Source organism: Blastococcus saxobsidens, from assembly GCF_002938435.1.
GTDB lineage: Bacteria > Actinomycetota > Actinomycetes > Mycobacteriales > Geodermatophilaceae > Blastococcus > Blastococcus saxobsidens.
Map to the genome: position 1 here is coordinate 106,813 of NZ_POQT01000003.1, position 13,286 is coordinate 120,098.

Sequence of the window (13,286 nt, forward strand, 5' to 3'; positions counted from 1 at the left end):
CGGACGAGCTTCTTCGGAGCGTCGGCGACTTCCCGTGCCGGCAGCAGTGCGTCAATCAGTGCGCGTGTCACAGCGCACTGATATGCCCCAGCTGCAGAGAGTGAATGCCCCGTTCTCGGGCGACGACTCCTCGAAGTGGGGGGATTAGGTCCCTTCCATGACACCCCAGGCGCCGCTACCTTTCTCCTGCCGGTTGAACGATGAAGTTCCCTGGCCACAAGGTCATTGTCGCTTCTGGCGCCCACGGGGGCTCTACACATGTCTATGCTCGGAACTAGTGATGAGACGCGCCATGTCGTCACGGAGACAGTCGGCCGACGGTGGTGGTGGCTCGCTCCCCGGCTGCGTGGAGAGGGAACAGCCGCCCGTCGGGCCTGGCGCAAGGCCTACCTCCGCCAGCTGATCATCCTGGACGGCCTCGGCGCGCTGGTGGCCGGTTGGGTGGGGTCGCTCGCGCCGGGAGATCGCTACGCCATCGGCCTGGGTGGATTTCCCTGGCTCGTGGTCCTCCTGCCCATCGTGTGGTTGGGCGCCATGCTCGTCGCCCGCACCTACGAGGAGCGCTACCTCTGGGTCGGTCCCGACGAGTTCCGGAGAGTGTTCTCCGCTGCCGCGCTGCTGCTGGCCACGGTGGGCACGGTGTCCTGGGCGTTCAAGCTGGACGTCGCCCGGAGCTTCGTCGTCGTCGCCCTGCCGCTAGCGACCCTGCTGACTCTCGCCAGTCGCGTCACGCTGCGACTGTGGTTGCACGGGCGGCGGGCGCAGGGCCGGCACGTGCAGACGGCGGTCTTGGTGGGGCACCGCAGCGGCGTTGCCGCCCTCAGTGCGCAGTTGGAGCGCGAGTCACGCCACGGCTACCGGGTCATCGGCTGCTGCCTGCCGCTGTCCGCGAATGATCGCGACACCTTCGATGGGCTGCCGGTCCTGGGCAACCTCGACGAGGTCGTAGACGTCGTCCGCCGCTACGAGATCGACGCCGTCGCGGTGTTGCCCTCACCGGAGCTCGACGGTCCGCGGCTGCGAAAGCTCGGGTGGGATCTGGAGGTCACCGAGGCGGAGTTGATGCTCGCTCCTGCCGTGACCGAGGTGGCCGGCCCGCGGGTGCATGTCCGGCCCGTTGCGGGTCTGCCTCTCATGCACGTCGAGCGGCCGGAGTTCACCGGTCTCCGCCGCATCGTCAAGGACGTCGTCGACCGTACGGCCGCAGGGATCGGCGTCGCGCTGCTGCTTCCGCTCCTGTTTACGCTGGCCGTGCTGGTGAAGACCAGCAGCCGGGGCCCGGTGTTCTTCAAGCACGAGAGGATCGGGCGTGACGGGCAGCCGTTCCACGTTCTGAAGTTCCGCAGCATGGTGGTCGACGCGGACAAGGTGGAAAGGGATCTCCTCGACTGCAACGAGGGCAACGCAGTGCAGTTCAAGATGCGCCGAGACCCGCGCGTCACCCGCATCGGCGCGGTCATGCGTCGCTATTCGCTTGACGAGTTGCCGCAATTGTTCAACGTGCTCGGCGGCAGTATGAGCCTCGTAGGACCGCGCCCGCATGTCACCCGTGAGGTCGAGCAGTACGGCTACGACATGCGCCGTCGGCTGCTGGTGAAGCCAGGGATCACTGGCCTTTGGCAGGTGAGTGGCCGGTCTGACCTGTCCTGGGACGACTCTGTGCGCATAGACGTCCGATACGTCGAGAACTGGTCGTTGATGTTCGACTTCATGATCCTGTGGAGGACGGTCGGTGCAGTCGTCCGTGGGTCGGGCGCCTACTGACGGGCACGCTGTCTCGCGTTCACCGGCTGGGCGCGCTAGCACTGTCACCGCGACCGCTACCGGGGACCTGCTCGCTATGCCGGGCGGCCGCTACTGGAAGGTCGCGCGCGCGTTGCCTGACGGCGGCTCTGCGGTGTACCGGGTCAGGCCCTGGCGGAACGTCCGGCGAGGCGCGGTGGTCGTGGAGGAGGAACCGTGCGGGTAGCCCAGCAGGCACCGCGCGCTCGGCAGCTCGTACCGTCGACGTCGAGCTTCCGACGAACCCGCCTTGGTGCGCGCAGACTCGACCATTAGGACGGCGGGCTCTCTGTGTCCGTCTGTGCGGCCCTCTCGTCGGATGCTGGGCGCTGTGCCCGATCAGGCGTCCGAGCGCGACAGCGATGAGCACCCACGCCGCGGTGATCACCGAGGCGCGGGACTGGCTGGTGGCGTCGGCCGCACTGAGGGTGTGCACCACCGCTGCCGGGCGCCAGCGTGACCGCTGAGCCTGTCCGCCGAGGAGCGGCGCCGCACGGTCAGGCCAGGGTGTCGCGCACGATCGGCTCGATGAGGTCGGCCAGGTAGCGGTGCCCGGCCGGGGTGGGGTGGACGCCGTCAGCGGCGATCAGCCCGCCCTCCTCGCCGAACCAGCCTTCGGCCAGGGGGTCGACGAAGCGCACGCCGGCCTCGGCAGCGGCTCCCGCGATCGCGTCACGGTTGGCCGTCACCTCGGCCGGCACCTCAGCGCCCGGCCAGGCCGGGCCGATGACCACGATGCCGGCGTCGGGCGCCGCGGCGCGCGCCTGCGCGAGCACGTCGCGCGCCGCCGTCCCCACCTCGCCGGCGACGTCGGGCCCGTCGGCCCGGCCGGCGAAGACGACGACCACGTCGGCCCCGGCCATCGGGGCCGCCGCGGCCAGGCTGCCGATCGTGCGCCCGAAGACGTTCGTGGTCACGAAGCCGGCACCGTCCGCGGCGGACACCTCGACGGTCACGTCGTCACTGCGGCGGTCCAGCAGCGCCGGCCACGCGCCAGGGTCCTCGCGTCCCTGCGCCGTGCCGGCGGTGTAGCCGTCGCCGATCACGACCACCCTGGCGTCCTCGGCCGGGCCGGCCATCGCGGTGGACCGCCCGGATGCGGCATCCATGGTCACCGAGGCCCGGTCGCGCTGGACGGCGAGGGCCGTGGCCACGGCGAGCGCCACCGCCCCGAGCACGATCAGGACCCAGGCCCACCACGGCGCCTCGCTCCACCAGTGGCTGCGCGCAACCCGGTGGTGGCGGCGTCGCCGCTCCCGTCGCCTCGAGAGGACGGACATCTCCTACCGCCTTCCGGCGTGTCCCGTACCGCCCAGGCTGATGGGCATCGTGCCGCCGCGCAAGCGCCTCTCCAGCGGTCGCTCGACGAACGTGTAGAGGACGAAGGCGCTGGCGAGCGCGCCGACCAGGCTCAGGGCCGAGGCGGCGATCGCCTGCCCCGCGCTGGTGGGTGCCAGCACGTAGTCGATCGCCCGGATCACCAGCTGGTGCGTGAGGTAGAAGGCGAAGGACCATTCCCCGAGCTTGACGAGCACCGGGTGGCGGAACACCGAGCGGGAGCCCTCGAGGTCGGCCTGGGCGGCGGCCGCGATCGTCAGGGCGAACGGCACGAACAGCAGCACGACCCAGATGAGGTACGCGGGGGAGAAGACGGCCACGGTGTAGGCCAGGGCGACCAGGCCCAGGCTGCCCCGCAGGCCCACGTGGCGCAGGCGGCCGCCGTTCCTGATCCACAGCGCGATCAGGATCCCGAGGATGAACTCCCACAGGCGCTGGACCGGGAAGATGAAGATCGCCCAGTCGGCGACGGCGGCGCCGTGGGTGAGCGGGCGCAGCACGAGCGGTGGGACCACCACGAGCACGGCGAGCACCCCGGCGGCCCACCACCGCGCGCGCGGCGACAGCCGCACCGCCTGCACGATGAGCAGCGGGAACAGCGCGTAGAAGAACATCTCGCAGGAGATCGACCACGTGACGCCGTTGCCGGCCCAGTAGTAGTCGGCGTCGGGGATCCAGGCGTGCAGACCGAGGAACTGCGGGGCCATGTGCAGCAGCAGCGACCCGGTCTCCTCCGGGCGGGCCACCGCGGTCATGGGGATGAACAGCACCACGGCGACCCAGTAGGACGGGGCGATGCGGGCGAACCGCCGGCGGTAGAACGGGCCGGCCCGGTCGCCGGGACGGTGCGTCCAGGTGAGCACGAAGCCGCTGAGGATGAAGAAGAACGAGACGCCGGCCGCCCCCGGCTCCAGTGCCGGGTAGATCGACCCGCTCAGCGGTGTCTCGTCGAAGAACGCCAGCGTGTGGGAGCCGAACACCAGCAGAGCGGCGAGGAAGCGGAGCCCGGTCAGGGAGTCGAGCCGGGTGACCGGGGTCGAGGAGCGTGCCCCGGTCGAGCCCGCCGGCTGCCCGACCTCCTGGCCGGGGCGCGCCCTGGTCGGGTCGGGGCCGGCGGACCGGCTGGCGGGGGTCGTCGACACCGCTAGCGCCTCCGCGGCGCGCAGAGCGCCCGGAGGACGTGCAGGCGTCCGGTCGAGGTCATCCCCGGTGAGAGTAGTCGGTGATGCTGTCGGCGAGGGGGCCCGTCACATGCCTGACACGTGAAGAGCAGGTGCGGTGGAACGGCGGCGCTGCAGGAGGCGGCTCGCCGTGGGTAACCTCGGTCGTCCGGTCGATCCAGCAACCTCACCGGCGGGTTCGACGGCGCAGGTCGGACGCCGTCCGGCTCCGCTCCTCCACGTCGAGGACCTGTCGCGAAGGGCTCGCTGTGACACCACGACGCCGGCAGGTCCCCCTCACCCTCGCGGTGGCGACCGCTCTGCTCGTCGCCGGGTGCGGATCGGAGGACCCTCCCGCGCCGCCGGTCGACACGGTCTCGACGCCCATCGAGACCTCCGAGGTGCCGGCGTCCGAGCTGTCGGACAGCGGGGCCACGTCGTCGCCGGGAGCGGCCACGCGGACCGCCGGCGATCCCGAGCACGAGTGGAGCTACGCCGACGGCACCCTCGACGAGTGGAGCGAGGTGCAGGTCGCCCGGCCCGAGCAGGTCGAGGTGGTCCAGGACCCGGTGCGGCCGGGCTACGAGTACGCGGCGGCGTTCACGGCCGGCCCGGGGGACCACACCTTCGGGGTGACCACCACCATCCGAGGCGAGGTGCGCTCCACGGTTGCCGAGGCCGGCTCCCCGACCGAGGGCGACGTCCAGTGGTACTCCTGGTCCAGCTACTTCCCCGAGGACTTCGAGTGGGACGGCGAGGACGAGTTCCTCATCTACACGCAGTGGCACCAGGAGTCCAACAGCGGCTCCCCGAACATCGACCTGTGGGTCACCGACGGGGACGACCCGCAACTCCGGCTGTCGGTACGGGGTGGGCTGCTGGGCGGGGAGGTCTCGCAGTACACCGCCGTCTACGACCTGGGCCCGCTGGTCCTGGGCGAGTGGCTGGACCACACCGTCCGCATCGACTGGTCCGCCGACCCGGACGAGGGCGAGACCCGGGTGTGGATCGACGGGGAGCGGAAGGTGCACGCCGTCGCGGCCAACCTGTACGAGGGCCAGAGCGTCTACTTCAAGCAGGGCATCTACGCGGCGAGCAACACCGACCGCGAGCACACCGTCTACTTCACCGACGCCCGCCGCGGCCCCTCCCGGGAGAGCGTGGCGATAGAGCCACCCGGCGACTGACCGCGCAGCATTCCGGGCACGGTGGTGCCCGGAGCCAGGGCTACCCGCGACCGAGGTGCACCGTGAACGCCCGAAGGCTTGTAGGCTGCTGAGCTCCGAACCGGGGGCGAGCGATCCGTTGAACATATATGCGCGTGGCCGTCGCGCGTACTACGGGGCGATGGCGCTGTTGCCGCTCGCCCTGCGGCGCCGGCTGATGTACGCCGTCAAGCACCGCCGCTTCCCGCGGGTGCGCGATCCGCGTACCTACACGGAGAAGATCAACTGGCGGATCCTGCACGACCGGCGCGACCTCCTCGTGCGCACGTGCGACAAGCTGGCCATGAAGGAGTACGCGGCAGAGCGGGCCGGGGACCTGGTGCGCATCCCGGAGACCTACTGGCACGGCGTCGACCTGCGGGAGCTGGCGGACGTCGAACTGCCCGGCGCCTGGGTGCTCAAGCCGACGCAGGGCACGATGCGGGTGGTCGTCGGCTCGGGTACGGCCGACGTCCCGGACCTCCTCCGGAGGACCGCCGGGTGGCTCGACGAGTTCAATGCCGAAGTCCTCGGTGAATGGGCCTACAGCCAGGCGGAGCGTCAATTCCTGGTGGAGGAGTTCATCGGAGCGCCCGGATCGTCCCCGGACGACTACAAGATCTTCGTGTTCGACGGGGAGCCCCGGCTGGTCGAGGTGCACCAGGGGCGGTTCACCGAACACCTGGAGCGCATGTACACCTGCGACTGGGAGCCGCTCACCGTCACCAACCAGTCGTCGCTGGGCCCCGTGGTCGACCGGCCCGAGACCCTGGAGCGGATGCTCGCCGCTGCCGCCGCCCTGGGAGCGGGCTTCGACTTCCTCCGCGTGGATCTCTACACCGTCGACGGTGTGGTCTGGTTCGGCGAGACCAGCCCCTACCCCTCCAGCGGTCTCGCGCCGTTCACGCCACGCAGCTTCGACCGTCAGCTCGGCGACTGGTGGACGCTGCCCGAACTCTGATCCCGGCCCGCGGTCCGTCCAGCGTTGCCGTCAGGGGGCGGCGGGCAGCGCTCCGGCGACGGGGTCGTGCCCCGATGTGGCAGGAACCGGCTCGGGGTCCTGCTCCGCGTCGGTGCGTGATCCGCCGCGGATCACCCGGACGGCGGCGATCCAGCTGACCAGGGACATCGCCGCGGCCGCGACGAGGATCCCGGCCATCAGCCCCGTGCGCCCCCACAGTGCGGTGAACAGCAGCGGGACGACGAGGGCGATCGGGGTCACGATGACCCGCACCCACAGCGCCGCACGGGTGTTGCTGGAGCCGCGCAGTGCGAGCAACGCGCCGTGGGTGATGCCGAACAGGACCATCTGCACGCTCACGGCGGCCACGAGCAGGCCCGACCCCCACGACTGGCCGAACAGGGCCCGCCCGGCGTCCTCGGGGAGCAGTGCGAGCGCACCCCCGTAGACGACGGCGACCCCGGCGAGCGCGGCCGAGGCGAACAGGCCGATGCGCAGGGCGACGGCCCGGCCCGAGGGGGAGTCGACCGCTCTGGCCACCATCGGCAGGCAGATGACGGTCGCGGCCGCCACGGTGATGTTGAGCGGGCCGTTGGCCACCTGGGCGGCCTTGAACGAACCGAGCAGCGCCGTGCTCGCCACCAGCGGCAGGAGGAACACCGTCAGCTGGGAGGCGCCGTTGGAGAGGGCGAAGTCGCCGAGCAGCGGGCCCGACACCGGCCAGATCTCCCGGAGCCGCCGGCGCAGGTGCAGCCGTGCGAACCGGACCCGGAGGAGCAGGAGCCCGAGCAGGTTCGCCAGGAGCGCCCCCAGCACCCACAGGCCGAGGACGGCAGCCGTTCCCGAGATGACGCCCGTGACGGCGAGGACCGTGGCCCCGACCATCACGACCAGCCAGACGCCGTCCAGCAGCACCACCCGGCCCGGCCGGTCGGCCAGGAAGCCGACGTAGCGCAGCGCGTCCTGCAGGAGCAGCACCGGGAGCCCCAGGAAGAAGACGGCCCAGGCGACGTCCAGGGGCGTGAGCAGCAGCGCGAGCCCGATCGGTATGCCGAGGGCGCCCACCGCCGTCGCGGACAGGGCGGCGATCGAGTGGACCGGCGCGTCCTTGAGCGTGTTGTGCTGCACGATCAGCAGCGGGTCGAGGACGGCTGCGCGGGTTCCGCCCAGGAGCAGCCAGTAGATGCTGTAGATCAGCGCGAACTCGCCGAAGACCGCCGCGCTCACGCCCGAGGCGATGGACACCGACAGCAGCATGTTGCTGGCGCTGGAGATCCCCTGATCGGCGAAGGTCAGCGCCCGGCCGGCGAACTTTCCCCCGCGCAACGCCCGGCCGAGGCGCCCTCTCCTGGGGGGAGGGGCGTCGAGGGCGCTGGGTGGTCCGTGCACGGAGCCGTCAGCCGGCGCGGCGGCCGAGCGCCCGGTACGCCCACCCGGCGGCGGTCCAGGCGTCGCGGTCGAGGGCGTTGCGGCCGTCGAGCACCCGCTTCTGGCGGACGACCGTGCCGAAGGCGACCGGGTCGAGCTCGCGGTACTGCTTCCACTCGGTGAGGACCAGGACGGCGTCGGCCCGCTCGGCGGCCTCCTCGGCGGTGTCGGCGTAGTCCAGCTGCGGCCACAGCCGGCGGCTGTTCTCCACGGCCGCCGGGTCGGTCACCCGCACCACCGCGCCCTGCAGCTGCAGCTGCGCGGCGACGTTGAGGGCCGGGGAGTCGCGGATGTCGTCGCTGTCGGGCTTGAACGCCGCGCCCAGGACCGCCACCCGCTTGCCGAGCAGCGACCCGTCGCAGACCTCCCGGGCCAGCTCGACCATCCGGATCCGCCGGCGCATGTTGATGTTGTCGACCTCGCGCAGGAAGGTCAGCGCCTGGTCGGCCCCCAGCTCCCCGGCGCGGGCCATGAACGCGCGGATGTCCTTGGGCAGGCAGCCGCCACCGAAGCCGAGACCGGCGTTGAGGAACTTGCGGCCGATGCGGTCGTCGTAGCCGATCGCGTCGGCGAGCAGCTTCACGTCCGCACCGGTGGCCTCGCACAGCTCGGCCATCGCGTTGATGAAGGAGATCTTCGTGGCGAGGAAGGAGTTCGCCGCCGTCTTCACCATCTCGGCGGTGGCGTAGTCGCTCTCGACCTTGGGCGTGCCGCGTTCCACGATGGTCGCGTAGACCTCGTCGAGCAGCCGGCGGGCGGTGTCGGCGTCCGGCCCGGCAGGGAGGCCGTAGACCAGCCGGTCGGGGTGCAGCGTGTCCTGGACGGCGAAGCCCTCGCGGAGGAACTCGGGGTTCCAGGCCAGCAGCGCGCCCGGCACCTTGCCCGCGACCAGCTCCGCCAGCGCGGCCGCCGTCCCCACCGGCACCGTCGACTTCCCGACGACCAGCTCGCCCGGGGCGAGGACGCCGAGCAGGGACTCCACCGCACCCTGCACGTAGCGCATGTCCGCCGCGTACTCGCCGCGCTTCTGCGGGGTGCCGACGCAGACGAAGTGCACGGACGCCCCGGCGGCATCGGCGAACTCGGTGGAGAAGCGCAGCCGCCCGGTCTCCAGCGTGCGGGCCAGCAGCTCCTCGAAGCCCGGCTCGAAGAACGGCGCCTTCGCCTGCGACAGCAGCTCGATCTTGGCGCGGTCCACGTCGATGCCGACGACGTCGTGGCCGAGCTCGGCCATCGACGCTGCGTGCACGGCGCCCAGGTAGCCGCAGCCGATGACCGAGATCTTCATGCCAGTGCTCCACTCGTCGAACGGGTCGTGCGCGGGATGTCCGCAAAGATGGCCTCACCCGTCGCAGGCCTCAGCCATGGTCCGCCACGAGGCAGCACGATGACCACCCCGGATGCCGCCGGTAGCCCGACAAGGTGGTGGAGGAGCCGGATTCCGGCACGATCAGTCGCACAGCGTGACCAGCGGCGGCCTGGACGGCGTGCGGCGAGTGCGGGGGGTCACACGCGATCGCCCGGACGTGCCGTCGGAACCGCGGGGTGGCGCCGCCGTGGCATCCTCGGGCGTCGGCCCCTCGTGTCACGCTCCGTCGTCCGGAGCGGGCCGGCTCGCCGGGGCACCTCGGCGCACGGGAAGGAGGCGGGAATGGGCGACGCGCTGACCAGGAGCATGGCGCGCACCCTGGTCCCCTGTCTCCTCGCCGTCGTCGCGCTGACCGTCGCGGCGGCCTTCGAGCCGGTGCTGGTGCTCGTCGCGGTCTTCGGTCTGCCGTTCGTCGCGTGGGGGTTCCTGCGGCCCAAGCGCTTCGTGGCGGTCGCGCTGCTGATCTGCCTGTTCACCAAGTCGGCGGCCGTGCTGACCGGCATCGCCGCGGTCGACTTCGCCGACGAGGCCATGATCGCCGCGTCCCTGCTCGTGTGCCTGGGCCCACGGCTGCTCCGCGGCCGGCCGATCAGGACGTTCCCGGGCTTCGGCTGGTTCGTCGTCTTCCTCGTCCTGGGCGTGGTCAGCGCACTGGCGGTCGACGTGCCGCTGGTGGTGCTGGGCGCCGGGACCTCGCTGGCGGCGAAGGGCATCCTGCTGAGCCTGGCCATCGCGCAGATCCGGTGGACGACGTCGGACGTCCACCGGCTGGCGCGCGGCGGGGTCGTCGTCCTCCTGTTCATCATCGCCTGCTCGCTGGTCAACCTCGCGATCCCGCAGACGTGGCAGCTGCTGATCGGCAACATCGACACGGTGAGCTACCGGGCCTCGGTCCCCTCGCTGATCGGCCCGTTCGTGGAGCCGGGGACGCTCGGCCTGATCTCGGCCATGGGGTTCCTCGCCGTGGTCGCCTGGAACACCGCCGTCGGCTCCTCCCGCACCACCCTGCTGCTGTCGCTCGGGATGGCGCTGGTGGCCGTCTTCTCCTTCCGCCGCAAGACCTGGCTGGGCATGATGGCCAGCTTCCTGTGGCTGAGCTCGCGGGCCCGCCGACCCGGGGTGTTCGCGACCGCGGTGCTCACCGTCGTCGGCATCGTCGTGCTGTTCGCCTCCACGCTCGCCAGCGCGATGACCGCCCTCGTGGCCACCTACTTCGACCAGTCCGAGGGCACGGCCGCCCGGACCGTGATGACGACCGACTCCTTCTTCGTGGCCCTCGACCACTTCCCGCTCGGCGCCGGGTTCGGCAGGTTCGGGTCGGAGACGGCGTCGGAGTACTACAGCCCCGTCTACCTGGAGCGCGGGTACCAGTACATCTGGGGCCTCTCCGAGGCCGCGGGGAACGACCTGTTCCTGACCGACACCATGTGGCCGGCCATCCTCGGCGAGGCCGGCATCTTCGGGCTCCTGGCCTTCGTGCTGGCGCTGGTCGCCGTCTTCCGGCGGCTGCGCGCCCTCTCCTTCGACGAGCGGCCGATCGTCCGCTGGCTGGGGCTCACCGGCATCGCCTGGATCGCGCAGTACCTGCTGGAGTCCACCGGCAACCCGGTGTTCGTCTCCCCGCCGTCCTACGTGCCGCTCTTCCTGCTGATCGGCCTCCTGGGCTCGTTCGGCGGGAAGCGGCAGGCCGCCGAGGCCGGCGCGGAAGAGGCGGTGACCGAGCGGGAAACGGTGGCACCCGGGAACGGCGGGGGGTCGGCGGAGCGCCGCGATGCCGAGCCGGCGGAGGACCGCGCGGTGCTCGCGCACCGCTGAGCTCTTCCGTCACGCCTTCCGGGCGAAAGATGCCCACGGGGAGGGCCTCCTAGCGTGGGCCCTCTACGCTCCTGATGTGTCAGCTCAGGGCAACCGGTACGAGACGGCAGGTGAGACGGTGGATCTGTCCACCGCACTCCGCGGCAAGCGGGCGCTCCTCGTCGCCTCGACGGGCGGCCACCTGGCGCAGATCGTGCGGTGGGCGGAGGTCCTCGGGCTGCGCCCGGACTCCGTCTTCGCCACCTTCGCCTCCGAGCAGAGCCGGTCGCTGCTGCAGGGGCGCGACGTGGTCACCCTCGACTACGTACCGCCGCGCGGCTACCGGGAAGCGGTGCGCTCCGTCGGCCAGCTCTTCCGGCAGACGCGGCGGGAGCGCTTCGACGTCGTCCTGAGCACCGGCGCCGCGGTCGGCGTCGCCGCCTACCTTGTCGGGCAGGTCCGGCGGATCCCGGTGATCTACATCGAGAGCGTCTCGCGCTTCGACGGGCCCTCCGCCACCGGTCGCATCCTCGAGCGCCTGCCCCGGGTCGATCGCTACACCCAGCACGCCGGCTGGGCGGACCGGCCCCGCTGGCGGAAAGGCCCCTCGCTGCTCGACGACTACCGGGTGATCCCCGCGCCCGAGCGTGCCGCCCGCCGGCCGGGTGAGCAGCGCAGCATCTTCGTCAGCCTGGGCACCATCCAGCCGTTCCGCTTCGACTCGCTGGTCGACGCCGTGCGCGATCGCCTGCGCCCGGGCGACACCGTGACGTGGCAGCTGGGCGCCACCGTCCGCGACGACCTCCCGGGCACGGTGGAGCAGGAGCTGACCGCCGAGGCCTTCGACCAGCTCATCGTCGGCAGTGACGTGTTCGTCACCCACGCCGGCGTGGGCACGCTGATGCGGGCGCTCGAGCTCGGTGTCCGCCCCCTCGTGGTCCCGCGGCGGGTCGAGCGCGGGGAGCACGTGGACGACCACCAGCTGCAGGTGGTCCGGGAGCTCGCCGAACGTGGGCTGGTACTGCTGCGGGAGCCGCACGACCTGACCGACGGCGACCTCGAGCCGCCCGACGTGGCCATCCGCCGGGGTGTGGCGCCGTGACCGACGGTCCCGGTCGCGTCCTGCGCGTCACGCAGATCGGCAACGCGTCGCAGGGCCCGGGCGGTGTCGCTTCGGTGGTGCGCACCGTGAACTCTTGGGCCGACGAGGCCCTCGAGGTCCGGGAGTGGCCGACCTACTGGCACGGGAGCCGGCGTCGGACGCTGGCGTCCTTCGCCCGGACGGCGCTGCGCGTGGTGTTCGGCCGGGTGAGCAGCAGGGACGTCTGGCACTTCCACCTGACGCAACAGGGTTCCTTCCTGCGCGAAGGCCTGCTGCTCGGGATCGCGAGGCGGCGCGGGGTGTGCTGCACCGTCCTGGTCCACGGCTCGGACTTCGTCGACTTCGCGCAGGACCACCGCCGCCTGGCCGGCCGGGTGCTGCGCCGGGCGGCGGTGGTGTTCGTCCTGACCGACCCCGCCTCCACCGTGCTGGAGTCGCTCGGGGTGTCCGCGGTCAAGGTGGCGAACGCGGTGCCGGTCGAGGGCGAGCCGGGGCCCGGGCCCCGCTCGGGTTTCGTGTTCGCCGGTGAGGTCGGGCTGCGCAAGGGAGCCGACATCCTGCTCAGCGCCTGGGCGGACGCGCGGGTCGACGGTCACGAGCTGGTCGTCTTCGGCGATCTCGAACCGCGGTTCGAGCTGCCGGCGCCCCTGCCCGACGGCGTGGTCGTGGCGGGACGCGTCGAGCCCGGTGACGTCCTCGCCCGGCTGCGGACCGCGGTCGCCCTGGTGCTCCCCAGCCGGGCCGAGGCCATGCCGATGAGCATCCTGGAGTCGATGAGCCTGGGCACCCCGGTCATCGGCACCGACGTCGGCCAGGTCGCCGAGGTGGTCGGCGAGACGGGGCTGCTCGTCCCACCGGAGGACCCGGCGGCCCTGGGCGCGGCGATCCGCCGGATCGCCGACTCGCCGGACACGGCACGCGAACTCGGCCGCTTGGCCCGGCAGCGGGTGCAGGAGCGGTACTCGACGGACGCGGTCAAGCACACCTTCGTCACCCGCTGGGCGGCGTGCGTGGCCGGCCTGCACCCGCCCGGCACGGCGACGCCGGACCCACCGCCCGGCACGCGGGAGGACCCGGCCTAGAAAGCTGCTCGCCCAGAGCCGGTGCCCGGCACCATGGGCGGAGCCGTCGGGAGAGGCCGCACCTG

10 protein-coding genes are annotated in these 13,286 nt (G+C 72.0%); 6 read left to right on the plus strand and 4 right to left on the minus strand.

The window, feature by feature from the left end:
• Window positions 1-258 precede the first annotated feature (258 nt).
• Window positions 259-1,764 carry a sugar transferase gene (locus C5507_RS02845; RefSeq protein ID WP_242611284.1) on the plus strand — a complete coding sequence of 502 codons (1,506 nt, stop codon included), beginning with the start codon at window positions 259-261 and terminating at the stop codon, window positions 1,762-1,764.
• A gap of 515 nt (window positions 1,765-2,279) precedes the next feature.
• On the opposite strand, the gene C5507_RS02850 is transcribed toward C5507_RS02845, so the two are convergent.
• Both C5507_RS02850 and C5507_RS02855 read right to left on the minus strand, forming a co-directional pair.
• Window positions 2,280-3,062: an SGNH/GDSL hydrolase family protein gene (locus tag C5507_RS02850; protein WP_104527021.1), complete on the minus strand. Its 783-nt coding sequence runs from the start codon at window positions 3,060-3,062 to the stop codon at window positions 2,280-2,282.
• Between the two features lie 3 nt (window positions 3,063-3,065).
• On the minus strand, window positions 3,066-4,262 hold the full coding sequence (locus tag C5507_RS02855) for an acyltransferase family protein (RefSeq protein WP_158657473.1): 1,197 nt from the start codon (window positions 4,260-4,262) through the stop codon (window positions 3,066-3,068).
• Window positions 4,263-4,588: 326 nt separating this feature from the next.
• Between C5507_RS02855 and C5507_RS02860 the strand changes: the two genes are divergently transcribed.
• Window positions 4,589-5,467 (plus strand): polysaccharide lyase family 20 protein, encoded by an 879-nt coding sequence (locus tag C5507_RS02860; RefSeq protein WP_104527023.1) that lies wholly within the window; start codon window positions 4,589-4,591, stop codon window positions 5,465-5,467.
• 160 nt (window positions 5,468-5,627) lie between these two features.
• Window positions 5,628-6,446 (plus strand): ATP-grasp fold amidoligase family protein, encoded by an 819-nt coding sequence (locus C5507_RS02865; RefSeq protein ID WP_104527024.1) that lies wholly within the window; start codon window positions 5,628-5,630, stop codon window positions 6,444-6,446.
• 30 nt (window positions 6,447-6,476) lie between these two features.
• Here the strand turns inward: C5507_RS02865 and C5507_RS02870 are convergent, their stop codons facing one another.
• Both C5507_RS02870 and C5507_RS02875 read right to left on the minus strand, forming a co-directional pair.
• Window positions 6,477-7,772 carry an MATE family efflux transporter gene (locus C5507_RS02870; protein WP_104527025.1) on the minus strand — a complete coding sequence of 432 codons (1,296 nt, stop codon included), beginning with the start codon at window positions 7,770-7,772 and terminating at the stop codon, window positions 6,477-6,479.
• A 70-nt stretch (window positions 7,773-7,842) separates the two neighbouring features.
• Window positions 7,843-9,162 carry a UDP-glucose dehydrogenase family protein gene (locus tag C5507_RS02875; protein ID WP_104527026.1) on the minus strand — a complete coding sequence of 440 codons (1,320 nt, stop codon included), beginning with the start codon at window positions 9,160-9,162 and terminating at the stop codon, window positions 7,843-7,845.
• Between the two features lie 363 nt (window positions 9,163-9,525).
• Here C5507_RS02875 and C5507_RS02880 point away from each other — a divergent pair, with 363 nt between their 5' ends.
• From C5507_RS02880 to C5507_RS02890, 3 genes are all read left to right on the plus strand, one after another.
• Window positions 9,526-11,058, plus strand: coding sequence for an O-antigen ligase family protein (locus C5507_RS02880; RefSeq protein ID WP_104527027.1), 1,533 nt, complete (start codon window positions 9,526-9,528; stop codon window positions 11,056-11,058).
• Window positions 11,059-11,176: 118 nt separating this feature from the next.
• Complete coding sequence (locus C5507_RS02885; protein ID WP_158657474.1) at window positions 11,177-12,139, plus strand: glycosyltransferase; 963 nt, start codon at window positions 11,177-11,179, stop codon at window positions 12,137-12,139.
• Window positions 12,136-13,221 carry a glycosyltransferase gene (locus C5507_RS02890; RefSeq protein WP_104527029.1) on the plus strand — a complete coding sequence of 362 codons (1,086 nt, stop codon included), beginning with the start codon at window positions 12,136-12,138 and terminating at the stop codon, window positions 13,219-13,221. The genes C5507_RS02885 and C5507_RS02890 overlap by 4 nt, the downstream gene beginning before the upstream one ends.
• The last annotated feature ends 65 nt before the right edge of the window (window positions 13,222-13,286 follow it).